The 25,579-nt window shown below is 55.6% G+C and carries 19 protein-coding genes; 6 read left to right on the top strand and 13 right to left on the bottom strand.

Annotation, left to right across the window (positions count from 1 at the left end):
* Nucleotides 1-9: 9 nt before the first annotated feature.
* Together NYE74_RS12625 and NYE74_RS12620 are read right to left on the bottom strand one after the other, a co-directional pair.
* Nucleotides 10-309 carry a helix-turn-helix domain-containing protein gene (locus NYE74_RS12625; RefSeq protein WP_340928767.1) on the bottom strand — a complete coding sequence of 100 codons (300 nt, stop codon included), beginning with the start codon at nucleotides 307-309 and terminating at the stop codon, nucleotides 10-12.
* Between the two features lie 379 nt (nucleotides 310-688).
* Nucleotides 689-3,727 (bottom strand): glycoside hydrolase family 2 TIM barrel-domain containing protein, encoded by a 3,039-nt coding sequence (locus NYE74_RS12620; protein WP_341004821.1) that lies wholly within the window; start codon nucleotides 3,725-3,727, stop codon nucleotides 689-691.
* A gap of 111 nt (nucleotides 3,728-3,838) precedes the next feature.
* Between NYE74_RS12620 and NYE74_RS12615 the strand changes: the two genes are divergently transcribed.
* Nucleotides 3,839-4,720 (top strand): AraC family transcriptional regulator, encoded by an 882-nt coding sequence (locus NYE74_RS12615; protein ID WP_341004820.1) that lies wholly within the window; start codon nucleotides 3,839-3,841, stop codon nucleotides 4,718-4,720.
* A 23-nt stretch (nucleotides 4,721-4,743) separates the two neighbouring features.
* On the opposite strand, the gene NYE74_RS12610 is transcribed toward NYE74_RS12615, so the two are convergent.
* The 6 genes from NYE74_RS12610 to NYE74_RS12585 all read right to left on the bottom strand — a co-directional run bounded on the left by NYE74_RS12610 (nucleotide 4,744) and on the right by NYE74_RS12585 (nucleotide 12,378).
* On the bottom strand, nucleotides 4,744-5,658 hold the full coding sequence (locus NYE74_RS12610) for a dienelactone hydrolase family protein (RefSeq protein WP_341004819.1): 915 nt from the start codon (nucleotides 5,656-5,658) through the stop codon (nucleotides 4,744-4,746).
* A gap of 144 nt (nucleotides 5,659-5,802) precedes the next feature.
* Nucleotides 5,803-7,392 carry a glycoside hydrolase family 43 protein gene (locus tag NYE74_RS12605; protein WP_341004818.1) on the bottom strand — a complete coding sequence of 530 codons (1,590 nt, stop codon included), beginning with the start codon at nucleotides 7,390-7,392 and terminating at the stop codon, nucleotides 5,803-5,805.
* Entirely contained in the window at nucleotides 7,386-8,789 is a 1,404-nt protein-coding gene (locus NYE74_RS12600) for a glycoside hydrolase family 28 protein (RefSeq protein ID WP_036620780.1), read from the bottom strand. Before NYE74_RS12600 ends, NYE74_RS12605 begins: the two co-directional genes overlap by 7 nt.
* A gap of 16 nt (nucleotides 8,790-8,805) precedes the next feature.
* The gene (locus NYE74_RS12595) at nucleotides 8,806-9,936 is read right to left on the bottom strand and encodes a glycoside hydrolase family 88/105 protein (RefSeq protein WP_341004817.1); all 1,131 of its coding nucleotides are present in this window, start codon (nucleotides 9,934-9,936) and stop codon (nucleotides 8,806-8,808) included.
* A 27-nt stretch (nucleotides 9,937-9,963) separates the two neighbouring features.
* On the bottom strand, nucleotides 9,964-11,475 hold the full coding sequence (locus tag NYE74_RS12590) for an extracellular solute-binding protein (protein WP_341004816.1): 1,512 nt from the start codon (nucleotides 11,473-11,475) through the stop codon (nucleotides 9,964-9,966).
* 45 nt (nucleotides 11,476-11,520) lie between these two features.
* Nucleotides 11,521-12,378, bottom strand: a complete 858-nt coding sequence (locus NYE74_RS12585) for an ABC transporter permease (RefSeq protein WP_051985836.1) — start codon at nucleotides 12,376-12,378, stop codon at nucleotides 11,521-11,523.
* Nucleotides 12,379-12,793: 415 nt separating this feature from the next.
* Here NYE74_RS12585 and NYE74_RS12580 point away from each other — a divergent pair, with 415 nt between their 5' ends.
* Nucleotides 12,794-13,708, top strand: a complete 915-nt coding sequence (locus tag NYE74_RS12580) for a carbohydrate ABC transporter permease (RefSeq protein ID WP_051985328.1) — start codon at nucleotides 12,794-12,796, stop codon at nucleotides 13,706-13,708.
* Nucleotides 13,709-14,848: 1,140 nt separating this feature from the next.
* Here NYE74_RS12580 and NYE74_RS12575 read toward each other — a convergent pair.
* Nucleotides 14,849-17,104, bottom strand: a complete 2,256-nt coding sequence (locus tag NYE74_RS12575) for a helix-turn-helix domain-containing protein (RefSeq protein ID WP_326043847.1) — start codon at nucleotides 17,102-17,104, stop codon at nucleotides 14,849-14,851.
* Nucleotides 17,105-17,268: 164 nt separating this feature from the next.
* Between NYE74_RS12575 and NYE74_RS12570 the strand changes: the two genes are divergently transcribed.
* The 4 genes from NYE74_RS12570 to NYE74_RS12555 all read left to right on the top strand — a co-directional run bounded on the left by NYE74_RS12570 (nucleotide 17,269) and on the right by NYE74_RS12555 (nucleotide 22,348).
* Entirely contained in the window at nucleotides 17,269-18,264 is a 996-nt protein-coding gene (locus NYE74_RS12570) for a LacI family DNA-binding transcriptional regulator (protein ID WP_036620770.1), read from the top strand.
* Nucleotides 18,265-18,691: 427 nt separating this feature from the next.
* Entirely contained in the window at nucleotides 18,692-20,131 is a 1,440-nt protein-coding gene (locus NYE74_RS12565) for a tagaturonate reductase (protein WP_278739126.1), read from the top strand.
* The gene (locus NYE74_RS12560; RefSeq protein ID WP_278739124.1) at nucleotides 20,119-21,606 is read left to right on the top strand and encodes a UxaA family hydrolase; all 1,488 of its coding nucleotides are present in this window, start codon (nucleotides 20,119-20,121) and stop codon (nucleotides 21,604-21,606) included. Before NYE74_RS12565 ends, NYE74_RS12560 begins: the two co-directional genes overlap by 13 nt.
* A gap of 25 nt (nucleotides 21,607-21,631) precedes the next feature.
* Nucleotides 21,632-22,348, top strand: coding sequence for a rhamnogalacturonan acetylesterase (locus NYE74_RS12555; protein ID WP_036620761.1), 717 nt, complete (start codon nucleotides 21,632-21,634; stop codon nucleotides 22,346-22,348).
* A 98-nt stretch (nucleotides 22,349-22,446) separates the two neighbouring features.
* Here the strand turns inward: NYE74_RS12555 and NYE74_RS12550 are convergent, their stop codons facing one another.
* The 4 genes from NYE74_RS12550 to NYE74_RS12535 form a co-directional block, all read right to left on the bottom strand.
* Nucleotides 22,447-22,860, bottom strand: a complete 414-nt coding sequence (locus NYE74_RS12550; RefSeq protein WP_036620758.1) for a hypothetical protein — start codon at nucleotides 22,858-22,860, stop codon at nucleotides 22,447-22,449.
* Nucleotides 22,861-22,924: 64 nt separating this feature from the next.
* Nucleotides 22,925-23,200 carry a hypothetical protein gene (locus tag NYE74_RS12545; RefSeq protein WP_051985327.1) on the bottom strand — a complete coding sequence of 92 codons (276 nt, stop codon included), beginning with the start codon at nucleotides 23,198-23,200 and terminating at the stop codon, nucleotides 22,925-22,927.
* Nucleotides 23,201-23,316: 116 nt separating this feature from the next.
* Nucleotides 23,317-24,921, bottom strand: a complete 1,605-nt coding sequence (locus NYE74_RS12540) for an MFS transporter (RefSeq protein ID WP_326043846.1) — start codon at nucleotides 24,919-24,921, stop codon at nucleotides 23,317-23,319.
* On the bottom strand, nucleotides 24,918-25,574 hold the full coding sequence (locus tag NYE74_RS12535; RefSeq protein WP_036620756.1) for a cysteine hydrolase family protein: 657 nt from the start codon (nucleotides 25,572-25,574) through the stop codon (nucleotides 24,918-24,920). Before NYE74_RS12535 ends, NYE74_RS12540 begins: the two co-directional genes overlap by 4 nt.
* Nucleotides 25,575-25,579: the final 5 nt, after the last annotated feature.

Raw genomic sequence — 25,579 nt, 5'->3', positions numbered from 1 at the left:
TATGTTTAATCAGCGCACCTCCTTGTTCAAGATTTCTAACCACTTTTTTAGCACGTCTACCTCCATCTCAAGTCGATGAACCTTACGCGCTTCCTCTGTTTCTGTTCTGTGTGGGTTACCTCTGCGGTCAATGTATACCTCTTCCCCTTGTCTACGAAGCATTCGTGCCCACTTTTTAACTCGATCCTCGGCAATCCCTAAATGAGCTGCCACCTTCTTACGAGACCAATGTTCTTCCACATGAAGCCGCATTGCCTCACGTTTTACTGACTCTGGGTAATGTTTAAACTTCTGTCCTTTTATCGCCATAAAAAATGCACCCCCTAGAATTTCATCGGATTAACCAAGGGGTTTTTCCAATGTCTATTCTATGGGGTGCACTTCAATTTGCTCCGACGGTCTTTTGATGTTCAGCTTCTATTGCCAAATATAGCGACATTTTTAGGCGTTATTTTTGAGATTTTCACCTTACATCGTAAAATAGCGGAACTTTTGGGTCCTATTTGGAAACCAACCTTGGAAAAAGCTCCTTTTGACCTCGTTTTTCTAAAATAGCAGTAAAAAATTCCTCTATTGCATTTGTGCTCCCTTTTCGATGAAAATAAGCTCCATTTTTACCGTTATTTCCTCGTCCTCCACAAAAAATGCAGGCAGCGTACCCCCTCTGCCTATTCAGAAATTTTAACTCTTATTCCTCCTTAAACACCGGCGCCACCGTCAGCTCGAAATCAAACGATTTCTCTTTAAGCTGGTAAGCCTCGGCGAGCTGCGGCCCGCATGAGCCCGAGCCTGCCCCGCTCATTTTGTAGTCGATCGACACGATCGTTTCGTCCCGTCTCGTAAGCTCGTAGATGTGCCGGGCCCGGGTCAAGTCCTCCGGCGTGTAGTGCAAGGCCTGGAAGGAGAACGGCTGCGGCGAGCGGAATTCCAGCCCCATGCCCAGTTCGCTGGAAGCGGTCGCCCATTCCGTCCCGTAGCGGGATCCGTTTTCCTGCGGCATGACGTAAGCTTCGAACATGTCGTCCACGGTAAGCAGATATTTGCCTTTGCGGACGCTGGCCCGCTTGTCGACATAGCTTTCATGCGGACCGTAGCCGTAATACTCAATCTCCTCGGTTCCTTTCGGCATCGTCAGTTCCAGACCAAACCGCGGCAAGTACGGAAGGTCTTCACGGACGTCAACGTGTACAGCAAGTTTCACTTCACCGGTCGGCGCAAACGTCCATACCGCTTGCCCGCGCAGGAACGGACTAAACGTATATCCGCCCAGCGAAAAATCGGTGCAGACCTCAACCGCAGCGTCCGAACGTTGTTGCCACCGGCTGCCGTACACCTTCATGCCGGCGCGGTTCAGGCCGGCCGCTTCCCAGGCTTTGCGGATATACATGTCGTTGTCCATCGGCGCCCGCCAGATGTTGAAGCGGGCCGGCTGATACAGCAGCGGAACACCATGCTTCGACATACGGCTGACCACCCCGGTCCGCAAATCGAAAACATGCTCGAAATCGAAGCCGGTTACCGTCAGCAGGCCGCCGTGCTCCTTGACGTCCATAAACTCGGCGTAATGCTCGCCTTGCCGCGGTTGAACCTCCGGCACGGCCGCCTTCGCTCCCGAAAACTCGAATTGATAGAAGGCGATCTCGTAGCCCTCTTCCGCAAAGCGGTTTTCCTGCTGCTGCCGCACTGAGCAGGTCAGCACAAACGGCCCCGGAAGCTCCTGCGGAAGCACGAAAGGGATCGTCAGCGGCTGCGATTCCCCAGGCAACGCCGCAAGCGGACCCGTCCGGCCCTGCTGCAGCGTTTCGCCTTCCCGCTCCAGCTTCCAGTTCACCGCTAAGTGCGACAGGTCGATAAAATCGTAGCGGTTCAGCACCCGGAAGCGGCCCTGCTTGGCATCCTCCGCTTCGATCAGCACCGGCGCGATCACTTGCTTTAATTCCAGCAGCCCGGTGTGCGGTTTACGGTCCGGCGACACGAGACCGTCGATGCAGAAGTTGCCGTCGTTCGGCTTATCGCCAAAGTCGCCGCCGTAAGCAAAATAGCTTTCGCCGTCCGGCGTTTTGGCCGCGATGCCGTGGTCGCACCATTCCCATACGCAGCCGCCCATCAGCTTCGGATAGGCATAAATGACGTTCCAGTAGTCCCGCAAATCGCCCGGGCCGTTCCCCATCGCATGGCAGTATTCGCACAGGAACAGCGGTTTCGCGTTGTTTTCGTCCTTGGCGTACGCTTCGATCTCCGGCACCGACGCATACATCCGGCTGTCCATGTCGAGGCATTCCGTATGCGGATCGCCATGATAACGGGCGGCCGCGCCCTCGTAATGGACCGGTCTCGACGCGTCGCGCGCTTTCGTCCATTCGGCCATGGCGATATGGTTCGGACCGTAGCCGGATTCATTGCCCATCGACCAGATGATGACCGAGGCATGGTTTTTGTCACGTTCAACCATCCGCACCGCCCGCTCGACAAAAGCTTCCTTCCAAGCCGGGTCCACCGTCAATTTATGAAAAGAACCCTCCTCGATTTTCCCGGTTTGCGTCACCCCATGGCATTCCAAATCCGCCTCGTCGATCACGTAAAACCCGTACTCGTCGCAAAGGTCGAGGAACCGCGGATCGTTCGGATAATGCGAAGTCCGGATCGTATTGATGTTGTGCCGCTTCATCAGCTTCAGGTCCCGGATCATGTGGTTCAGCGGAACGGTTTGCCCGAGCGCCGGATGCGAATCGTGGCGGTTGACGCCTTTGAGCTTGACGGCGCGGCCGTTGATTTGGAAGACGCCGCCCGCGATCTCCACCTTTTTAAATCCGGCCCGGAACCGCAGCACCTCCGCTCCCGCATACAACAAAAGCTCATATAACCGAGGCGCCTCGGCGTTCCACAGCTGCAGCTGGGGTACGTCCAGCTCGATGGCGCCTCGGCCATCAATCTCGGCCTCCTGCGACGCAACAACCTTCCCGTCCGGGTCGCGCAGTTCGGCTTTCACCGTGATGCCGCCGGTCGTTTCAATTTCCGAACGCAGCTTGCCCGAAGCCAGATCGTCCGACAACAGCGGTTTGTTGAACACGTCGCGCACATGCGCCTTGTCCCGGGACAGCAGGTACACATCGCGGTAAATGCCGGAGAAGCGCCAAACATCCTGATCCTCCAGATAAGTGCCGTCGCACCATTTCAGGACCAGAACCGCGATGCGGTTGCGGCCGGCCTGCACGTACGGAGAAAGGTCGAACTCGGCCGGAACGCGGCTGCCTTGGCTGTAGCCGGCAAAATGGCCGTTCACCCATAAATAGAAGCAGGCGTTAACCCCTTCAAACACGATATAAGTTTCCCGCTTCGTCCACGCCGACGCCAAATTGAAATCCCTTACATAAACGCCCGCGGGATTGTCGTCCGGCACAAAGGGCGGATCATAAGGAATCGGATAGTTGACGTTCGTGTAATGAAGCTGGTCGTAGCCGTTCGTCTGCCAGCAGGAGGGCACGATCAGGTCGTCCCAAGCGGCGGGATCCGCGTCTTTTTCAAAAAAACGGTCGCCGATTTCACGCAAGCTGCGGTGATAACGGAACTTCCAGGCGCCGTTCAAGGTCTGGTAAAAAGGCGAACGCCCGCGTTTTCCAGTCCTGGCCGCTTCCGCATCCGCGTATGGAATAAAGGAAGCTCTCGCCGGCAGGCGGTTTACGTGCAGAGTAGACAAGGTTTCCCAGTATTTTTCCAACTCGATCATGGCTTCACACTCCTAACAGGTTTGCTCTCATTATAGATGTGAGCTATAATCGGACGGAAGCCACAAATCGGACAAAACACCGTACAAAATGGACAAAAGAGGTGTCGTCCCATGGAACTGCTCCCGCTTAGAAGCAATTTGACACATTCCCTGCGCGAGCTTTTGCCGTTATCGGTTTATACCGCGGGTACGGAAATCCAGCCGCCGATCACGCGGATGAAAGGTTTCTCCGCCCATCAGCTGTTTCTGACCCTCTCCGGCTCGGGGCGGTTTCGCCAGCTGCAGGTGAATAAGGACAAATGGGACATCCTCGGCCCCGGCCAGCTATTATACATCCCCACCGGCTGCGCGCACGAGTATATGCCGTATGGAGAACAGCCCTGGTTCGTCGGGTACGTTACGATGGTGGAGAATTTTGGAGACCTGTTAAGCCGGTGGGGGTTTCATCATGCTCCTAAAAAGCTGCAGCTGTCGGACGTCTCCCTGTTCACCGGCCCGCTCCGGGAAATCTGGGAGCGCTCCGGCGCAGGCAATGACCCGTGGCAAACGACGGAGTTGCTGCTGTCCCTGCTGCTGACGATCGTGAAGGATACCGCCGCCGGCAGGCCCGCTCCCCCGGACTCCGAGCCGCCGCTCCACACCCCGCCGCCCGCTTCCTACCGGGAAACGGTTGTCGATGTGGCCGTCCGCTTCCTGCACGACCATATGAACCGGCCGATCACCATCGCCCGGCTGGCGGAGCATGTCGGCTATTCGCAAAAGCAGCTGACCCGCCTGTTCCGCCAGTCGATCGGCCTGACGCCGCTGCAATATCTGCAGCAGATCCGGCTCAGAACCGCGCGCCTGCTGCTGCAGGATCACCCCGAACTGACCGTCAGGCAGGCCGCGTCCTACGTCGGCCTGGAGCCGGTTTATTTCACGCGGCTGTACAAGCGCGAGTTCCACCGGCTGCCTTCAGCGGATCGCGGCGGCGGGGCGGAACAGGCAGACTGAACACGAATGGGCGCGATAAATGGTCAGGCCGCCAAATGCAACAACAAAAACTCCCGCCAAGCCGCCCGCATTTCCGCCGTTTCCATATGGCCGCCCCCGGTGACGACCGTCCGCCAATGCTCCGGCTGCCCCGCAGCCGCGTAAGCTTCCCGCAAACCGGCAGCCAATAACTCGACTCCTGCAACCGGACACAGCCGGTCGTTGCGGCCGGTAAGGCTCATCCGCGGTCGCGGCACGATCAGCTTTTGGACGTCCAGCGTCGTAAAATGCTTCAGCAGCCCGGGGACATAGGAGTAGAAGCCATGATGGTCCAACCCCCGCTTGGCGATCAGCGTCCCGGCGTCCACCTGCCCGCAGATATCAACCGTGACCTTGACCCGTTCATCCAATGCAGCCAGCCACCAGGCCATCAGCCCGCCCATCGACATGCCGATCGTGGCGACCCGCGAAGCGTCCACGTCTTCCCGGGCGCACATATAATCGAGCAAGCGGCGATTGTCATGCAGCATCATCCCCCACATGACCTGGCCGTTCCACAGCATCTCCTTGACCAGTTCGCTTTCGGTCTTCCCGCCCCGCTCGTTGAAGCCCCACATATCGATGCAGGCTACGACGCAGCCCATCCCGGTAAGCTCCTTGGCAAACGACGGCTCCTGCAAATAAGCGCTGCTGCGGATCAGCTCGTTGCGGCCATTGCCGTAATTGCCGCCATGGGAATGGTTAAAAATCACAAGCGGAAACGGCCCTTCCCCTTCTTTCGGCTTAGCCACATAAGCTGGGACCGGGTCATTTCCGTTCAGATCCAGCACCAGCGTTTCCAGCAAATAGCCGTCACGTTCCTCCGACTTCAACAGCTTTGCCGAAATCGGCCCTTCCGCCGGGAGATCCCCCAGCAAACTGTGCAATTTTTCCCGCGCCTCGACCGGCTTCCAATCCACTTGCAATCGCCCTCCTTAAAAATTGTCCATCCGATTTGTTTGCGTTTCATCAGCTTTGTTTGCGTTTCGTCTGCTTTGCTTGCGTTTCATCCTCCTTCATACTTGCGCTACTTTTCCTCCTGGCGGTTGCTCGCTTCCCTTCTTTTAGCCGCGCTTATCCCTGCCTGTATACCTGAAATATCCAAAATCGGCATAGCTGCCGCCAAATCGGTTCATATCGTGTGCCGCGATGCCGATAAAATTGCCGGTAAACCCGCCCGAGAGGAAGCCGATATTCCGGGCCTCGCCTAAGGGCTGCCACTCTTCTTCCTCGTTCAGGCGGTAAAAGAACCGCCCGTTTACTCCGGATACGTCCGCCGCCAATTGAATGGCCGCGAACCGGTCCACATCGATCAGGACGGGGTCGAGCGAGAATTCGCCCCGTTCGCAGCACATCAACCGGAGCACCTTGCCTCGGCCTTCTTCATGGCTGACATAGGCATACCAATAGTTATCCTCGTTTAAATAGAGCATCAGCCCGGCCATTTGCAAATAAGAAACCGGGGCGCATTCCACCAACGTTTCCGCGCGGAAAGACTTGTCCGTCTGGCGGATCGCCACGATATGATGACGAAACAAGCTTTGCGGCGATTCGCCCGCTTGAATGCGCAGCCAGCCTTTTCTTGCGGACAGCGAGCACCAGCTTTCATCCGCCATAATGCGCAGCGTATTCCAATTTTCCTTCAGCCCCGGGCCGGAAAAATCATCGGCAAAATCCGTCACGCGATCTTGCGGCATAACCCCGCCAGGCAGCGGCACGGCAAGCTGCGGCGTGTTCCCGCCCGCGGCCAGGCGAAGCCAGCCCGCCTCGTCCCAATACACCTGCTGCAGCGCGGTTTCTCTCCCCAGGATGGCATACTTCCCCTCGACAGGCCGCGTACATAAATGCGCCATATACCAGTCTCCATCGGGCGTCTCCACCAAGCTGCCGTGGCCGGCGCATTGCAGCGCCAGACCGGGATCGTTCCGCGAGGTCAGCATCGGATTCAGCGGGTCGACTTCATAGGGGCCGAGCAGTTCCCGGGAGCGCGCCACGGTAACGGCATGCCCGGTCCCGGTTCCCCCCTCGGCGGTAATGAGATAGTAGTAGCCGCCGCGCTTGTAGATATGGGGCGCCTCCGTCTTATTCAGCGGCGTGCCATCGAACAATTTCTTCGGTTCGCCGGCCAGTTTGCCCAGGCGGTGATCATATTCCTGAATCACGATGCCGCTCGATTTATTGCCCTCGCTGATGCGGTAATCCCACAAGCAATTAAGCAGCCACTTGCGGCCGTCGTCGTCATGGAACAAGGACGGATCAAAGCCGCTGCTGTTGAGATATACCGGCTCCGACCAAGGCCCGTGGACCGAAGGCGCCGTGATCAAATAATTATGGCAATCTTTAAAAGGGCGCTTCGTGCTTTTTACATCGGTATACAGGAGATAAAACAAACCGTCATGGCAGCTAAGCTGCGGAGCCCAAATGCTGCAGTTTTTCGGATTTCCCTGCAAATCTGCCTGATGGGTCAATATATCCGTGCAATGCTCCCAATCAGCCAAGTTTGCCGACTCGTAAACTCTAACCCCGGGGAGCCACTCAAAAGTAGAAACCGCGATGTAATAAACATCTCCTGCCCGCAATATACAAGGGTCCGGATTAAATCCCGGCAATATCGGGTTTTGGACAAAAGCTGTCTTTGTTCCTTCCGCTACCATGATCCTCGCGCCTCCTCGCCTGAATCCTTACCCGAATCCTCTTCCGCGTCCAAATTCGCCGGCGGAACCGTAATCTGCTCCAGCAGCCGTTCCTCGCGTTTTGTGTTTCTGGACTCGCAATGCTCCACGGTCACCTGCTCCCCGTTCTCCACATAAAAAGCCGGCCCTTCGTGATTTTCGATAGTGACATGGTGAAACCGGATTTGTCTTACATTCCCGAGGAAAAATCCGCGATTGTTCATTTCGCTTAAGTCCGCCATCATTGCCGGAACGCCCGGCGCCGCGTTCTCCGCCATGGAAATATCGATATGATCGAACGTAATTTCGGAAATGTACTGTTCGGCCAGGCCGTAAAGGAATCCGGCGGCGGCATGGACCCGGCGCGCAGTAATGTTTGAAAAATGAATTCGCCGGAAACACGGCGTCTCCTCCGTCACGGGGTAAGGATTTTTGTCCCAAACGTATTTGTCTTTGCCGCGCGGACCGCAGAAATAATAAAGATTCATGATAAACGGGCAGATGACGTCCTCCATCACGATATTGCCGATACGGATATCTTCCACGATCCCCCCGCGTCCCCGCCGGGATTTCAGACGGATGCCGCGGTCGGTATGCTGGAATACGCAACCCGTGATCGTGACGTTGCGGATGCCGCCGCTCATCTCGCTGCCCAGCACCACGCCGCCATGACCGTGCACCATCGTGCAGTTCATAATTGTAATATTTTCGCATGGGACGCGTTCCGCCGTATCCTCGGTGCCGGCCTTAATCGCGATGCAGTCGTCCCCCACATCGATATGGCAGCCGGTGATCCGTACATTGCGGCACGATTCGGGATTGATGCCGTCCGTGTTCGGCGAATCAGCGGGATTATGAATCGACAAATTGTCGATCGTCACATCGGTGCAACGGATCGGATTGACCGTCCAGCTCGGGGAATTGACCAGGTTCAGGTCCCTTAGCGTCACGCGGCGGCAGCCGTCAAAGCTGATCAGCTTCGGCCGGGGAAACTCCAGTTCCTCCGGCGCGTACCGCTTCTTGTCCCACCACGGCCCGCCGTTTCCGTCGAGCGTCCCGTAGCCCGTGAGCGCGACATTTTCCAAGTCCTGGCCAAAAATACACGACATATGCACCTGCTGAAGCACGCCTTCCCATCTGGAGACGACCGCCGGGTAATGCTCCGGGTCCGTACTGAACGACAGCACGGCGCCGGGGCTTACATGCAGTTCGATATTGCTCCTCATCTCGATCGCACCGGTCAAATATTTGCCCGCCGGCACGAACACCGTGCCTCCCCCCGCCGCGCTTGCGGTTTCGATGGAAGCTTGAATCGCCGCCGTCACCAATGTTTTTCCGTCCGGAACCGCGCCGAAATCGGCGATGTTGTATACATGCATCCCTTTTTCCTCCTGTTCAAGGGGTCTCTTTCATGTCCGCGAGCCATTCCACCTCGGCGCAGGCCTGCAGGAACGCCCCGACTCCCTTTAGATCGTTCGTAATGATCGGCTCGCTGATGTAATAAGCGTAGGTGCCGTCCCGGCGATCCTCCCCGCCCAGCCCGGCCACCTGGCAGTTTTTGTTCAAATTCACCCAGCCTTGTTTCGTTTCCAGCACAAATTCCGTAATCAGCCCCCGGAAAGCCTTATCCAACGTGTTCCGCCAATCGTCCGCATCCAGCACTCCAAGCCGGATTCCTTTGGCGATGGCAAAAGTGATCATACTGGAAGCCGACGCTTCCAAATAATTGCCTTTGCGTCCGCCCATATTCACGATCTGATACCAAACGCCGCTGGCCTCGTCCTGGTAATTTCGCAAAGCCGTGAGCACGCCTTTGAAGATCCGGACCAGCTCGGCATAATCGCGATGCCCCTGCGGCAGCAGCTCCAGCACATCCGCCAAGGCCATGACGTACCACCCCAGGGAGCGGCCCCAGAAATTCGCGGACAATCCGGTGGCGGGATCGCACCAGGGCTGGACTTTTTTTTCATCCCAGGCATGATAAAGCAGTCCCGTACCAGCGTCCTTCGTATGCTTTTCGCACAAAATAAACTGTTTCGTCACATCGTCCAGGCCGTTTCCGTCTTCGAATGTCAGCAAATACTCCAAATAAAACGGCGCCCCCATGTAAAGACCGTCGAGCCAAATTTGATAAGGGTAAATCTTTTTGTGCCAAAAAGCCCCTTCCGACGTACGTGGATGCGCAGCCAGCTGCGATCTCAGCAGCGCGGCCGCTTGCCGGTACTTCTCCAGGCCGGTTTCCCGGTGCAGCAAAAACAGCAGCTTGCCGTTATTCAAGTGATCGATATTGTATTCATCCTGGCGGTATCCCCGCACGCTTCCGTCTTCGCCGATAAAATAATCCATATGATCCCGGATATACTGAAAATACTTGCGCTCCCCCGTCCGCTTCCACAATAGCGCAAACCCTCTTAGCACCACGCCGTAATCGTAGGACCATTTGCCGTTATACCCCTTCTCGTACAATTTCGGCGTTCGTTCCAGCACGGATAACGCGGTTTTTTCCGCCCATTTCATCTGCTTCATCGATCATTGCATCCTCCCGTCGAAAGCTTATTTATATGCGGCTTCATACTCGCTGATAATTTTGCCGCCCCCGGATTGCTTCCATTTCTCGACCTCCGCCTTAAACCCGTTCAAATCGAGGGAGCCGAGAATGTATTTATAGGTGGCGTCCGTAATAATCTTTTGCAATTCCGACCCCATCGTCGTATAGGTTTCCGATTCCAGCGAATAAGCCGGATTGTAAACCGCGTATTTCTCATTTTCCAAAATCAGTTCAGTGGCTTCGACCTTCAGCGGATCGGCATCGTGAATTTTATAACCGGGCTCCTTGGGACGGGAAGAGGAAAACGGCTGGACTTCCTGCTCCCATTTATTCTGATTCAGGATCGTGACGGCCATATCCGCGTCCACCGTGTAGTGCACGCCTTCGATACCATAGGTCATCAAGGTGAAGATCTCTTCGTCCATCAGATCGTTTACGAATTTTAGAAGTCGCTTCAATTCCGCCTCGTCTTTGACTTCCGATTTGGGGAAGGCCAGCAAACCGCCGATTCCTCCGTTCCCCGCCCAGATCGCCCGGTCGCTTTCGTTGCCGGTGGAAGTAATATCGTTGACAAGCGCTATTTCCATGCCGTCCTGAATGCCGATCGCGTTATTAAGCAAGTTTTTGCCGTCAAACAAGGCGCCGACATAAATGCCCGCTTTGCCTTGCGAGAAGCCGTCCTGCTGGTCCTTCTTAGCCGTAACGGCAAAATCCTGGTTAATATAGCCGTTAACGTATAATTCCTTCATGTAATCCATCGTTTTGAGGTATCCCTCGGTTTCAAACTCCGGCGTAAATTTACCGTCTTCGCTGACTTCCCAGTAGTTGGGGGTGCCAAAATAAGAGCTCAATGTCTTAAATGCTCCGTAAATCAAATCGCTGCGGTCGATAAATCCATAAGTGTCCTTTTTCCCGTTGCCGTCCGGATCCTGCTCGGTGAAAGCTTTAGCCACGGCCATCAATTCGCCGGTGGTTTTAGGCACTTCGAGGCCCAGCTTGTCGAGCCAGTCCTTGCGGATCACCACGCCATTGCGGGCCACGTCCTTGAGAAAAGGAACCCCGTACAGCTTGCCGCCGATCGAAGCGGCCCGCCGCTGTTCTTCGGAAATCGCCCCCAGATTCGGGAATTCATCCAGATAAGGCCCGACTTCCCAGAACATTCCCGCTTTAAGCGCATTGCGTACGGATGCGTTTTCAAGAATCGTCAGGGAGACGATGTCGGCCAGCGAGGTGGACGCCAGCGCGGTATTGATCCGCTCCTCCTTGCTCGCGTCGGGAACCCAGGAAAATTTGATTTTCGTATTCGTTTTTTCCTCGATCAGCTTCTGGATATCGCCCGTCGGCGTAGTAGGCGTATGCAGCATATTCATCCAGGTAATGGTCGCCGGTTCTTCGCCTCCCGGGCTGCCGCCACCTTCGCCCGCGCCGGTGGTTACGCTTTTCACGCCGCCGCAGGCGGACAACAAGAGGATCAGGGCGAACGACAAAACCGCCATTTGCTTCATTTTCTTTTTCATTTTCATACCCCTCTCTTTTAATGAATCTATAGAAAATTGCACTTATTAGTACACTCCATCTTCCCCGAATTTTTTGGCCAGCTTGTTGGAGAGCATCACCAGTATCAAACCGACCAGGCCCTTGAACAATCCGACCGTTGTACTAAAGCTCAGCTGTCCGTTCTTTAAGCCGGCGGTATAAATATAGGTATCGAAGATTTCCGCCACCTCGCGGTTCAAGGAATTAAGCATCAAATACATATGCTCAAAGCCGAGATCCAGCGTGCTGCCGATTTTCAGAATCAACAGCGTAATGATCACGGGGCGGATCGCCGGCAAGGTGATGTGCCACGTTTTTCTCCAGCGCCCGGCGCCGTCCATTTCAGCCGCTTCATATAGTTGCGTATCCACGACCGTGATGGCGGCCAGATAAATGATCGTCGACCATCCGAGCTCCTTCCAAATGATCTGCAGAATATACACGGTCCGCAGCCACTCCGGAGAAGTCAAAAAGCTGATCTTGTGAAAGCCGAGCGCGGCCAGCAGTTCATTGAATACCCCGCCGTCCACATTCAGGAACACATACGTGATGGACACGATGATGACCCAGGACATGAAATGGGGAAGATACATGATCGATTGCACCGCGTTTTTAAACCATTTGTTCCGCACTTCGTTCAGCATCAGCGCCACAAGGATCGGCAGCGGAAAGAAAAATACGATGTTCATGGCAAACAGGATCAGCGTATTCCTCAGCAGCATAAAAAACGTGGGCTCCGTAAACAAACGGAGGAAATGCTTTGGCCCCACCCAGGGACTTCCGGCAATCCCCAGGAAAGGCTGATAATCCTGAAAGGCGATCACCAGCCCCCCCATCGGCAAGTACTTAAAAACAATAAAGTACACAAGCCCGGGGAAAATCATCAGATATAAAAGTTTGTTGCGGTTTAAGGCTTTCACTAGAGCAACCTCCTCAAAGTTTTGTGAGCGCTGCTTCCTGCATGAGCTTCGAGCAAAACTCGCTTCGGAAGCATAAGCCTAGTTTTGTGAGCGTTGCTTCCTAAGTAGACTTCGAACAAAACTCGCTTCGAAAGCTTGGGCTCGGAACTACCCTTTTTACGTTTTTAAGCGTAATGGATAGGGGACGTTCCGTATATAATCACCAGATGACAGCGGTTGCAAAACCGGCCGGGAGCCGGCTTTTTCGGTGATTTCACCTTAGTTGCTGATTACGGGCTAAGCTGAGGAGCATGCGGATTATTGGCCCTCTTTTTCCGGTCCGAACAAGACCTCAATTGGAGATTATATACGTAATTCTCCTTTCGCTGGTAAGGTGGAAATGTCAAACGATAAAGAGGAGGAAACTCAAGTGGCACAAACTTTGCGGAAAAAACATTCCATCGGCGATCGGATCTTTACGATGATCAACGGCGCTTTATTGGCCCTCATTGCTCTGGCTTGTCTTTTGCCTTTCATTAATGTCATCGCCAGCTCTTTTGCTTCAACCCAGGAAATTGTAGCAAAGAAATTCATCCTGTTTCCAACCACGTTTTCCCTGGACGCCTACAAGTACATTTTTTCAACGCCAACGATCTTTAGAGGATTGGGCGTATCGGTCGGAGTCGCCTTGGTCGGAACCCTGGTAAGCATGGCCCTTACCGCTTTGATGGCGTACGGATTGTCCCGCAAATATCTGCTCGGCCGCGGTACCATCAATTTTATCGTCGTCTTCTCCATGCTGTTCAGCGGCGGGATGATTCCTACATTTCTCGTCGTAAAAAGCGTACATTTGATTGATTCCTACTGGTCCATGATTATTCCGACCGCCATCAACGCGTTTAATCTGATCATTATGCGCAACTTCTTTCAGGCGCTGCCGGACAGTCTGGAGGAATCGGCCAAAATCGACGGCTGCACCGACTTCGGCGTCTTCTTCAAAATCATGCTGCCCCTGTCGCTGCCGTCAGTCGCAACCATCTCCCTCTTTTACGGGGTTGCGTATTGGAATACGTACATGAATGCGATTTTGTATCTCAACGACTCCCTGAAATGGCCGATTCAGGTGCTGCTGCGCCAGATCGTCATCGTGTCCAGCGGCATGCAGGGCGACAACAGCGTCGTCGATATCGTCCCGCCGGCCCAAGCGATCAAGATGGGCGTGATCGTCGTCGCCACCCTGCCAATGCTGATCGCCTATCCTTTCGTGCAGCGCCACTTCGTGAAAGGGGCCCTGCTCGGTTCGGTCAAGGGCTAACACTTCCCCTGCTAAGTGACTAAAAACGGCCTGATAAAAACGGCCTGACGTCGTTCATTGATAGCCATGGCTCCAACATTGGAGGGAACGGGGAACTTATCCTGGGTTTGCTAAGGGACCGGAAAGACCTGACCCTATTTGCCCGAAATCAGCACGAAATCAGCATGAAGCCAGCATGAAGTCAGAACGAAATCAGCATGAAATAGTTCGAGATCGGCCCAAAACCAGCCCAAAATACACCTAAAATATGCTTAAAATACGCCTGGAATATGCCTGGAATATGCCTGGAAGGCCAAATGAGGGCGTCCGTTAACACTTTTAGAACGCTTAATTTTGACGAAGGACGAAGTAAGGTTATTTCGCTCCGTTGCTAGTCCGCCTCAACATATCGATTAGTGATATTAGTGATGTCAGCGTATATCAAGCACCAATTTCTGTTTTGAGCCAAAAAATAAGGGCAAGAAATGTCATTATTCCAGGGATACCCGTCTATTTGAGAGAAATAGAGACAATTTATGTCGCTATTTTCCCTCATCGCAAGGAAATGATCGCGTTCCGGAACCATTCTGGAAAAATAAGGGCATAAAATGCCGCTAATGGGGATGAACAAGCCGGATTCCTAATAATAAGCACATAAAATGCCGCTATTTTGAAGGCCGATGCTCAGTTGGTCCGACAACAGACGCTCAGCCGGTCGGTGCGGCAGCCGATGGTCGGTCTCACAGCCGACAGCCGATTGGTCCCGCTGCCGATGGTCGCTCCCGCAGCCAGCAGCCGATTGGTCCCGCTGCCGATGGTCGCTCCCGCTGCCGACAGCCGGTCGGTCCCGCTGCCGATGGTCGCTCCCGCAGCCAGCAGCCGATTGGTCCCGCTGCCGATGGTCGCTCCCGCAGCCGACAGCCGGTCGGTCCCGCTGCCGATGATCGGTCCCGCTGCCAGCAGCCGACAGCCGGTCGCCCCGACAGCCGACGATCCCGCAGCCGACGATCCCGCAGCCGACGATCCCGCAGCCGACGATCCCGCTGCCAACGGTCGATCAACGCAGGCAGCCGGCCTTCACGCCCCGATTCCCCCAATTTTCACTTTCTAACCTGTCAAAAAAGAGCTCTTCCGCCATGGAAAAGCTCCTTTATATTATCCTCAAACCGCTTGCCTTGCTTTGCGGTATTCGCCGGGGGTGACGTGCTCTTTTTTGCGGAACGAGCGGATAAAATTTTGCGGTTTATGGTACTGAAGCCGCTCCGCGATCTCCCTGACGGTCATGTCGGTTTCGACCAGCCACTTTTTGGCCATTTCCAGCCTGTAGTTCAACAGATATTCGGTAAATGTCGTGCCGTGTTCCTTTTTAAAAATGTTGCTTAAATAGTTCGGATTATAATGCAGCCGGTCGGCGATTTGCTCCAAGGTTAGTTCCTGATCGTATTCGGCCCTGACGATGACGGCGATTTCTTCGGATAAGCTGCGGAATTGCTTGTTTGTCTTATCCTTCATGCTTCTGACCATTGGAAAAATAATTTCGTCCACCAGCATCCGTTCGATTTCTTCGGGATTCCGCGTATCCAGCAGCACATGATACAGGGCGTAATTGTCCTGCTTAAGCAGGACCTCGATGCCGAGCAGCTGCTCCAGCTCAATCAAATTGTTCACGAACCGGACCAGGGCTACCTCGAAATTCATGGAATGTTTGTTTTTCTTCATCATCTCCGCGAGCAGCAAATACAAACTGCGGCTGACCTGCTCCTCATCGCCGAGACGAATCGCGTCGAAGAGCCGGGATTCCAGCTCCGCCGGATAATAAAGCAGCACTGGGCCCGAAACGCCCTGCGAAATATCCTCATAAAAGATGATCGATTCCTTGCCCAAATTAAGCCGGTGATGCAGCGCCTGCTTGCCCATTTCACAGGCTTCCTTGCTGCCGAGCAAACTGTCGTACGGATCGCTGATGCCGATGCTGATGGACACCTTTAAATATTCCCGGGCCCTTTTCATCAAGGCCGTCGCCTGTTCAAACAGCGGTTTGCGGATTTCCTGTTCGGTTTGGCCCGTAAACATCAGGATCGTGGCTTGGGTCTTATCGTTCAAAATAATCGGCAGCATCCGCCGCTCCGGCGGAATTTGCTCTTCCACCAGTTTATTGACCGCCAGCAGCAACACATCTTTATCCGACGCCTCGCGTTCGCCCAAATTGTCCAATTGGATCAGCATCGTTACGTAAAGGCGGTCCTCCATCGGCCGATATCCCAGCCTGGGCAGCTTTACGGCCAGTTCGTCCGCCGAGACGCGCCCCCGGAACAGATTCATGACGAGCTGCGTTTCCAGCTGCGGCTTTTCCGCTTCCATCAAGTTCTCCAGGCTTTCCTTTTCGGTTATGATCGTATCGATGGAATGAATAATCGTTTCGATTTCATTTTTGGAGGCGGCCAGATCGTCGAGCGACAGGCTGCGTTTGATTTGCCGGATCGGCCTTGTAAAGTAAACGGCCAGGATATAAGCCACAATGACGATCAGTAACGTCAGCACCGCCCCCATCGTGATGATCCCGAACTTGGCCAGCTTCAGGGCGCCGGCGACTTCTTTTTGATCCAGCAAGGTCAGATAGATCCAATGGTTATATTCCGATACGGCGTAAATGATTTTCGGCGCGGACGTATGACCGCCGGCCTTTTGCAGGGACAGCACCCCCGTTGGTTCATGGTTCTCGTCAATCCGGGAGACAACCTCTTTCAATTGTCCGGAAGCGAGCCCGGGGTCCTGCGGATGGCCGCCGGAATACATGAGCTCGCCCTGCTTATTCAAAATATAAACGCCGCTGTCGTCACCCGTCTGGATCGTCTGGTCCAGCGTCTCCAGCGAGATGTCCGACATGGCGATCGCCTGTTTGTTCTTGGAGAACACCGGCAAGGTGTTGACGAACCGGATCCCCGTGTCCGTTTTGATCCAGAACAGGCTTTGGTTTTTATTTTGTATATAAGCTGCGATAAGGTCGTTTCTTTCTGCTTCGCTCAGTTTCGTCAGCCTGCCGTTCGAAATCCGCCAGTTCTGCTCCAGGCTGATCAGCGCGTATTCGGTTCGCTCCATCCCCAAGGTGGCGATGTAGTTCAGTTGGCTGTTCACGTTCCGGTACGCGATGAAATCCTGCTCCGTGATCGGGTTTTTGACAATTTCGCTAAACGATGTCGTCGTGCTGTACGTGTCAAACGCATATTCGATCGACCGGATCTGCTGCTCCAAATTATTTTTCGTCTGCAAAATAAAGCTTTGTTTGCCGCCGGCGATCCGCTCATTAACGGAGTTGACCGTGCTGAAATAAATGTAACCGGCAAAGCTGGCCACAAGACCAATGCCGAGCACGAGAATCGGGATGAATATTTTATAGAACAAGCTTCCTTTATGCATCGACGGGCGCTCCTTCTCCCAAGGGATTATTTTTATTATAGCGCTTACATGATTTTGCTGACAATTTATTTTCACGTGTGCAAAATGATATTTTTCTTGACTTTAAAATAAAACGCGATTTAGAATGAAAACGTGAAAATTTTAATTGACGAAGAAGAGGTTGTATGGTCACGATCAAAGACATCGCACGCGTCGCCGGCGTATCGCACACCACCGTATCCCGGGCGCTGAACGGAAGTACGCTGATCAAGAAGGAAACGCGCGACAAAATCGAAAAGATCGCCGCAGAGATGAACTATGTTCCGAATGTCAACGCCAAAAGCCTGGTCATGAAAAAGTCGTATACGATCGGACTGTTTTTTTCCAGCATCGACCAAGGGACCTCGTCCAGCTTTCTCGTCGACGCCATCAAAGGCATCAACGCCGCGTTGGACGAAAATTACAGTTTGACGGTGCACGGGATCGACAGCATCCGCCACCTGGACGGCATTTCTCCGCACCGGTTTGACGGCATTCTCGTCATGAGCCAAAGCGACGCCGACAACGCCTTCATTTATCACGTTAAAAGCATGGGCATTCCGCTGGTCGTATTAAACCGGCTGCTGGAGGACCGCAGCATTCCCAATGTGGCGGCAGGCGACCGCGACGGGGTGCGGGAAGCGATCGACTACGCCCTGGCGCAAGGCCACCGCAGGCTGGCGATCATCGAAGGCAAACCCGGCTTCAAATCGTCGGCGGAGCGGAGGCAAGGTTTTCTCGACAGCCTGCTCGCCCATGGCGTCGCGATCTCGCCCGATTATATCGTCCTTGGCGATTACAGCATCGAAAGCGGGCACCGGATGATGGCCCGGCTGCTTTCCCTGCCGAAGCCGCCGTCGCTTGTGTTCTGCTCCAACGACGATATGGCGATCGGCGCGATGAACGCCTGCTTCGAACAGCGGGTGGCCGTACCGGACCAGGTTTCGCTCATCGGCTTCGACGACATCCTGTTTGCCAAATACACCAACCCGGCGCTCACGACGATCCGCAGGCCGGTTGCCGACATCGGCGAGCTCGGCATGCGCAAACTGATCGAACTGATGCAGGAACCGGACTCCCCGCCGGAGCAGCTGCTTGTTCCCACGTCGTTAATGGTGCGCGGCACGGTGGCGAAAGTTTAACGGTGAAAACCTGCAAAAGTTAGGCCACAAACTACTCTAACGGATGCCACAACCGCTATTTGTTCCTAAAACGCTGGTTTCAAATTCTAACGGATGCCACCCGCGCTTATTTCACTTAAATCAGGCTATTTTTACTGAAAAAAGGCAAATAACGCCGCTCACAACCGTTAGGATTTAGAAAAGGCTTTTTTCGGAAAATAGCGGCTACCGCAACCGATAGATTTCCGGGAGAGCTAGTTGGGGGCAGCAGTGCAAAGGTGAAAGCTTTCAGGCTCCCAGGCTCTCAGGTTTCACCAAAACGCTCGCCAACCAGATCTACGAACCAACTTACCGAATGGACGGGAAGGTTCTGAAACCAACTCAGAATTCACGCAAAATTGTTAACGTGTGCATTAAACCATACATTTCAGCTAAGGAGCGATGACGGATGGCACGATTGCTTTCCAGAACCATGTACCCGGACTTGCCTATCTATCCCGAGCGCGTGATTCAATTCGGGGAAGGCAACTTTATGCGCGCTTTTGCGGCATGGCAACTGCAGCGGATGAACAAGCAAGGGCTGTTTCAAGGCAGCGTGGTGATGGTCAAACCCCGGAACGGCCCGGTGAGCGAGGATTTCGAAAAGCAGGACTGCCTTTATACGGTCGCGATCGACGGCATCGCCGGACAAAAAACGGTGCGGGAACGCGAAATCATCACGAGCGTCAGCCGCCTAATCAGCCCTTACAGCGACTATGAAGGCTTTTTGGCTTTGGCCGAGGACGATAATCTGGAGTTCATCACGTCCAACACGACCGAATCCGGAATCGCTTACAATCCCGTCGACACGCTGAACGACCGGCCCCCCAGCAGCTTTCCCGGCAAGCTGACGGCCCTGCTTTACCGGCGTTTCCGGCTCGGAAAAAAAGGCTTCGTCATCCTCCCCTGCGAGCTGATCGACCGCAACGGCGAAAGACTGCGGGAAATCGTGCTCCGCTACGCGGCCGATTGGCGGCTCGGCGAACCATTTGCAACCTGGCTGAACCGGGAAAATACGTTTTGCTGCACCCTGGTCGACCGGATCGTCGCCGGTTTTCCGCAGGAGCAGGCAAATGAACTGGAGCGCGAATTGGGCTATCAGGACCGGCTGATGGTGGCGTCCGAGCCGTACCTGCTTTGGGTGATCGAAGGCCCGTCCTGGCTGCCCGCGCGTCTGCCGCTCGCCCAAGCGGGATTAGATGTTATTTTCACCAAGGATCTGAAGCCTTACCGCGAACAAAAAGTCCATCTGCTGAACGGCCCGCACACAGCGATGGCTTCGCTGGGGCTGCTCGCCGGGCTGCAAACGGTGGAAGAGGTTATGAAGGACGCGGATTTTTCCGCGTTCGTGCGCCGGTTGATGGACGACGAGCTGCTGCCGGTGCTCCATTTGCCCAAACCGGAATTGCAAGCTTACGCCCGGGCCGTGCGGGAACGGTTTATGAACCCGTTTGTCCGGCATGAGCTGGCGTCGATTTATTTGAACAGCATTTCCAAATTCACAACCCGTCTGCTGCCCGTCCTGCTGCGGCATGTTCAGGAAAACCGGAAGCTGCCGAGGCTCCTTACCCTCTCCTTCGCCGCCCTGCTGCTCGGTTATCGGGGAGACCGCCTGGAGCGGAAGGACAGCCCGGAAGTGCTGGCCGTTTTTGACGAGGCTTGGCAAACCCCGGATCCGAACTTGTTCATCCGGACAATCTTGAAGAGCGAAGTCTTATGGGGATTGGACCTGTCGGACATCCCGCAGCTCGCCGAAGCCCTGAAGGACGATTTAATGCAGCTTGACCAAATGGGTTGCCGCGCCGTCCTGCGGCAGCGTTTAGGAGGAGAAATCACATGCAACGACTGATGAAAATGAACCCCCGGGACACCGTGGCGGTGGCGCTGCGCCCGATTGAAGCCGGGGAAGAAATCGCGTTTGACGCTTTGTCCGTCAGAGCCCGGGAAGCGATCCCGCAAGGCCATAAAATCGCGCTTGCCGATTTGGCGGCCGGCTCCGCCGTGATCAAATACGGTTATCCGATCGGCCGCGCGGCGGCGGATATTGCCCAAGGCGAATGGGTGCATACCCACAATTTAAAAACCGGTTTGGCCGGGGAAGAAACGTACGAATACCGACCCGACCTCCATCCGGTCACTTATCCCAAACGCAACCTGACCTTCGACGGCTATCGCCGCCGAAACGGCAAAGTCGGCATCCGCAACGATTTGTACATCGTGCCGACGGTCGGCTGCGTCAACGGCATCGCCGAGCAGATCATCGCCGAATTCAAGGCGCTGCATCCGGACCTTGGCCCCTTCGACAATGTGACCGTGCTGAAGCACCCGTACGGCTGCTCGCAGCTCGGCGACGACCACCGGATGACTCGCAGCATCCTGCTGGACGCGGTGAGCCATCCCAATGCCGGCGGCGTGGTCGTGTTCGGCCTCGGCTGCGAAAACAACGTGGTCGCCGAATTCCGCGGCCTGCTTGGCGATATAGACGAAAGCCGGGTCAAATTCCTTGTCGCCCAGGAGGTGGAGGACGAAGCGGAAGCCGGTTTGGCGCTGCTGGAGGAGCTGTACGAAGCGGCCAAGCATGACCGGCGCGAACCGGTGCCGCTCAGCGAGCTGAACGTGGGCCTGAAATGCGGCGGGTCCGACGGCTTTTCCGGGATTACGGCCAACCCGCTGCTGGGGGCGTTCTCCGATTTTCTCATCTCCCAGGGCGGCTCGACGGTGCTGACCGAAGTACCGGAAATGTTCGGTGCCGAACACATGCTGATGGCCCGCGCCGCGAATAAGGATGTTTTTGCGCAAATCGTCGCCCTCATCAATGACTTCAAGCAGTATTTTCTGTCTCACGGCGAGCCGGTGTACGAAAATCCCTCCCCGGGCAACAAGGCCGGCGGCATCAGCACCCTGGAGGACAAATCGCTCGGCTGCACGCAAAAGGCGGGAACCGCTCCGGTCGTCGACGTGCTGCAGTACGGCGAAAAGCTGCGCAAAAAAGGCCTCAGCCTGCTCCAGGCGCCGGGCAACGATCTGGTCGCAAGCTCGGCACTCGCGGCCGCGGACTGCCAGCTCGTCTTGTTCACGACCGGGCGGGGAACGCCGTTCGGCAGCTTTGTCCCGACGGTGAAGGTGGCGACGAACAACGAGCTGTTTGCCCGCAAAGGGCACTGGATGGATTTTAACGCCGGCCCGCTGCTGGAAAAGCCGATGGAAGAAGTGCTCGAGGAATTTATCGCTTATGTGATCGCGGTAGCCAGCGGCCAAAAAACCCGCAACGAGCAAAACGAAGTGCGCGAGCTGGCGATTTTCAAAACCGGGGTTACGTTGTAAACGGGCCCGCAGGAGGAAGGTAAACATGAAAATCACCGTATTTATCGCCGGGGATTCCACGGCTGCGCTGAAAGGCGCCGCCGAGAAGCCGATGACCGGCTGGGGCGAATACCTGCAGGATTATTTCGATTCGTCCGTCCGCGTCGACAACCGCGCCGTCAACGGGCGCAGCACCAAATCGTTTCTGGACGAAGGCCGGCTCGCCGACATTGAGCGGGATCTCCGGCCGGGGGACTACCTGTTCATCCAATTCGGACACAATGACGGCAAACAGGAGGACCCCTCCCGTTACGCCGATCCGGAAGAGGCGTACCCGGGCAACCTGAAGCGGTTTATCGCCAGCGCCAGGCAGCGCGGCGGAACGCCGGTGCTGTTGACTTCGGTCAGCCGCAGGCGCTTTCTCGCGGACGGAAGCCCTGACCCCGAAGCCGTCGGGGCGTATCCCGAAGCGATGAGGCAGGCCGCCGCGGAGGCCGGAACGCCGCTGCTCGATATTTTTGCGGCATCGCAGCAGTTGTACCGGGCGCTGGGTGAGGAAGGGTCCCGCCATCTGTTTATGCATTTGCCCGAAGGGGCCCATCCCAACTATCCGGACGGCATCCGGGACGACACCCATTTTTCCGACACTGGGGCCCGCCATATCGCCAGGCTTGTGGCCAAAGCGATCAAGCATTCCCTTTCGCTGCCGGATTTGAAGCCCCATTTAAGCGGACTAGCGGAAAGAGTGCAGGAGACGAAATGAACTGACCCTGGACACTTTGGATAACGGAATGGATAACGAAATAAAGATGCCCGAGGCCGGAACCTCGGGCATATATCGTTAAAGCCATATACTAACCGTCACTGTTCAGCATAAACCGACGCCGTGTATTTAAACAAAGCATATCCCAAAAACGCATACACCGCGACCGGGATCAGAAGTGAAAGCGAAATCGCGGTAAACGGAAAAATCATCAATACCGCATTGGCCCATAGTCCGTAAGGCAAGTATTTTACGTTTTTCGAGACTAAGGTCAACCAGGCGCCGAGCAGAAAAGCGTAATTGGCCAATGATACCAGCGGAATGGTGTAGAATACCGTATGGATAAAACTGTAGCCGCCGTATGGAAGTACCGCCGCCAACAATTCATACAAAAACTTGACGCCTAACCCGCCGAACAGCAAATGAAGGGAATAGGCCTGAATCCGCGGATACCATTTAAATGACTCAAACCAGGTTCGCAGCTCGCGGAGAACCACGGAAAATTGCTGCATTTGAAATAATTCCTCCTAATCGGATGTTCGTGGACAACCTTGCACCAGGCTCCCCATCATATTTTCATTCAGACAGGCTGGCGATTTGCGCCAGGTTCCCATCGATTTCGGCCTTCAGCTTAAGAATCCGTTCCATATTTTGCGTGAACGCTTCTTTTCCGAGAGGCCAATTGCCTCCCTGCGCAGCTTCGAAAACCCGTTTGCCCATCTCCTGATATTGCTGATCGATTTGACCCTGCAGGGTGTTGTTTTGCATCTTTAGCCGGTTGACTTCCACCACCGTCTTGGCCTTGCTGCCCGCCTCGGCAACGCCCGCTTTCAGTTTATCGAAAAAATCCAATTCATTTCACCCCGCTTCCTGATACGATGCTAGATGTGAAATTTCTACATAACTCAGCAAATTCCTTCAAAAATCTTAAAAAACCTCGCCGCCGGCGAGGTTTCTCGTGGTTTATTTTAAATTTTCGATGATACCGTCTCCTTACGGCGATGTCTGCCCTGACGAACGGTGAAGAGCAGAAGCAGCAGGGAAAACAGCACCAGCACCAGGCAAATGGCAAAAACCGTATGGAAGCCGGCCAGCTCCAGCATCTGCGCCGCCCCGGCCGTTTGAGCCATTCCGGGCGTTCCGGCGCCGCCGGCCGCATTCGTCCCCGCCTTTCCCCAATCTCCCGCATTGCCCGCCCCGCCGGTGAGCAGCGCGCCGCCCGCGGCTGTCCCGAACATCATGCCGAGGTTCCGGGACAAAGCGAGCAGGCTGCTGATCAAACCCAGTTGGCCGCCGCCTGCCCGGCCCATGACAAGGCTGTTGTTCGGCGAGGTGACCATGCCCATGGAAATGCCGAGCAGGACGATCAGCGCGATCAGCAGCAGCAGCGGATGCGCCGCCGTCAAAAATCCGAGGACCGCCAGCACGCCGCCCATCGTCAGCAGCCCCGCCGCCAGCAACGGCAAAGGACCCAGCTTGTCCGACCAGCTGCCGAACACCGGGGAAGCGACGATCAGCGCGAGCGGATAGCCCATCATGATCAGCCCGGCCAACGCGGGCGGGATGCCCAGCTCGCTGCGCAGAAACACCGGCAGGACAAGCTGGGCCGAAAAGGCTGCCATATACGTGACGATGGTGATCCAGATGCCCGTATTCATCGCCCCGTCGGCAAGCAGCCGCAGGTCGATGAACGGAGAGCTTGCGCGCCCGCGAAATATTCTCCCTCCGGCCGCGCCGCCCGACCCGTTCACACGTCTAGCTTCCCACCGGGAAGAAAGGCACCAGGCGGCAAAGCCGGCCGCGCCGGCGGCGAACAGCAGCAGCAGAGCCAGTACCGCCGGAGAAAACCAGCCCCACGCGGAGCCGAGATTGATCGCCGTCACCAGCCCCGCTAAGGCGGCTGCGAACAAAAACGCTCCGGTCGCATCGATCCGCCCTTCATGCACAGGCGGATCTTTGGGAATAAACCGCTGGGCCAGCCCCCAAGCCAGGAGCGCGGCTCCGGCAAGCAGCCAGAAGCTGGTCTCCCAGGAGAACCATTGGATCAGCACGCCGCCGAGGCTGGGACCGATCATCGAGCCGGCGGCGACGAACGTGCTGATCAGGCCCAGCGCTTTGCCCCGCTTCTCCGGGGGAAACACCGAGACGATCAGCGCCATGTTCGTCGCCTGATACATCGAAGCGCCCACGCCCTGCACGGCCCGGAAGGCGAGCAGCCAGCCGAGCGACGGGGCCAGGGCGCAGCAGAGCGCCCCAAGGGCAAAACAGAAGTACCCGAGGTTGTGTACGGTCCGCCTGCCGAACGTATCGCCAAGCCGCCCCATGATCGGCAGCAGCACCGAGATGACAAGCAGATATGCCGTAACGACCCATTGCGCGACAGCCATGTTCACCCCAAAGTCATGAGCGATGTCCACCAACGCGATATTGAACAGACCGGCGGAAAGATTGGACAAGAAAGCCCCGGTGCAAATGATGTATTGAACGAGCAGGCGCCGCCTGCTGTTCAGCGGGGGGTTCCCCAAAGGGCGGCCTGCGGCGGCCTTGCTTTTTTGCAGCGCTGCTTCCGTCACCGTTGTTTCGCGACCTTCAGCAGCATTTCCGGCGCTTTCCGTTCCCGCTCCCAGAGAGCAATGACGCTCCCGGACTCCGTTACATCGCCAAAATACCCTCTGATGTTTTCCATCGTCATTTCATGAGCCTCCTTGGAGTAAGAAGCGCAGGCGTCGCTGAGCAATACGATGTGGTAATCGAGCATAAACCCGTCCCTCGCCGTCGATTCCACGCAAACGTTGGTGCTGACCCCGGTCATGATCAGGGTTTCGATTTTTTGGCTGCGCAGCACGGAATCGAGCCGCGTATTGACAAACGCGCTGTAGCGGTGTTTGTTCACCACCGTTTCGCCCGGCTCGGGGGCGACTTCATAGAAGCCGGCCCCCCAGGTGCCCGTCCGGCACACCTCCAGCGACCGTCCGTTCGAGCGGGCTTTCCAGGCCGCGGAATCGGTCGCTTCTTCATGGAACGTCTGGATAAATATGACCGGAACTTCATAACGTCTGGCCGCCGCCAGCAGGCGATGCAGGTTCGGCATCATCCCGCGCACGCCGCTGACGTCGCTTCCGACCTTGGCCAGCGCCCCTTCCGGATGACAGTAATCGTTCTGCACATCGACGACTAAAACGGCCGTACGGCTGTGCAGAAGCTTTTGTTCCAGATTGTTGTCCACGAATC

Source organism: Paenibacillus sp. FSL P4-0127 (assembly GCF_038007325.1).
GTDB classification, from domain to species: Bacteria; Bacillota; Bacilli; order Paenibacillales; family Paenibacillaceae; genus Fontibacillus; species Fontibacillus macerans.
The sequence above is the reverse complement of the archived record's forward strand: the minus strand, read 5'-3'. Positions and strand labels throughout refer to the sequence as shown.

Coding starts and splice junctions, on each gene's coding strand:
- NYE74_RS12625 (WP_340928767.1), bottom strand. CDS start 309: ATGGCGATAAAAGGACAGAAGTTTAAACATTACCCAGAGTCAGTAAAA.
- NYE74_RS12620 (WP_341004821.1), bottom strand. CDS start 3,727: ATGATCGAGTTGGAAAAATACTGGGAAACCTTGTCTACTCTGCACGTA.
- NYE74_RS12615 (WP_341004820.1), top strand. CDS start 3,839: ATGGAACTGCTCCCGCTTAGAAGCAATTTGACACATTCCCTGCGCGAG.
- NYE74_RS12605 (WP_341004818.1), bottom strand. CDS start 7,392: ATGGTAGCGGAAGGAACAAAGACAGCTTTTGTCCAAAACCCGATATTG.
- NYE74_RS12600 (WP_036620780.1), bottom strand. CDS start 8,789: ATGCATGTATACAACATCGCCGATTTCGGCGCGGTTCCGGACGGAAAA.
- NYE74_RS12595 (WP_341004817.1), bottom strand. CDS start 9,936: ATGAAGCAGATGAAATGGGCGGAAAAAACCGCGTTATCCGTGCTGGAA.
- NYE74_RS12590 (WP_341004816.1), bottom strand. CDS start 11,475: ATGAAAAAGAAAATGAAGCAAATGGCGGTTTTGTCGTTCGCCCTGATC.
- NYE74_RS12585 (WP_051985836.1), bottom strand. CDS start 12,378: ATGATTTTCCCCGGGCTTGTGTACTTTATTGTTTTTAAGTACTTGCCG.
- NYE74_RS12580 (WP_051985328.1), top strand. CDS start 12,794: ATGTCAAACGATAAAGAGGAGGAAACTCAAGTGGCACAAACTTTGCGG.
- NYE74_RS12575 (WP_326043847.1), bottom strand. CDS start 17,104: ATGCATAAAGGAAGCTTGTTCTATAAAATATTCATCCCGATTCTCGTG.
- NYE74_RS12570 (WP_036620770.1), top strand. CDS start 17,269: ATGGTCACGATCAAAGACATCGCACGCGTCGCCGGCGTATCGCACACC.
- NYE74_RS12565 (WP_278739126.1), top strand. CDS start 18,692: ATGGCACGATTGCTTTCCAGAACCATGTACCCGGACTTGCCTATCTAT.
- NYE74_RS12560 (WP_278739124.1), top strand. CDS start 20,119: ATGCAACGACTGATGAAAATGAACCCCCGGGACACCGTGGCGGTGGCG.
- NYE74_RS12555 (WP_036620761.1), top strand. CDS start 21,632: ATGAAAATCACCGTATTTATCGCCGGGGATTCCACGGCTGCGCTGAAA.
- NYE74_RS12550 (WP_036620758.1), bottom strand. CDS start 22,860: ATGCAGCAATTTTCCGTGGTTCTCCGCGAGCTGCGAACCTGGTTTGAG.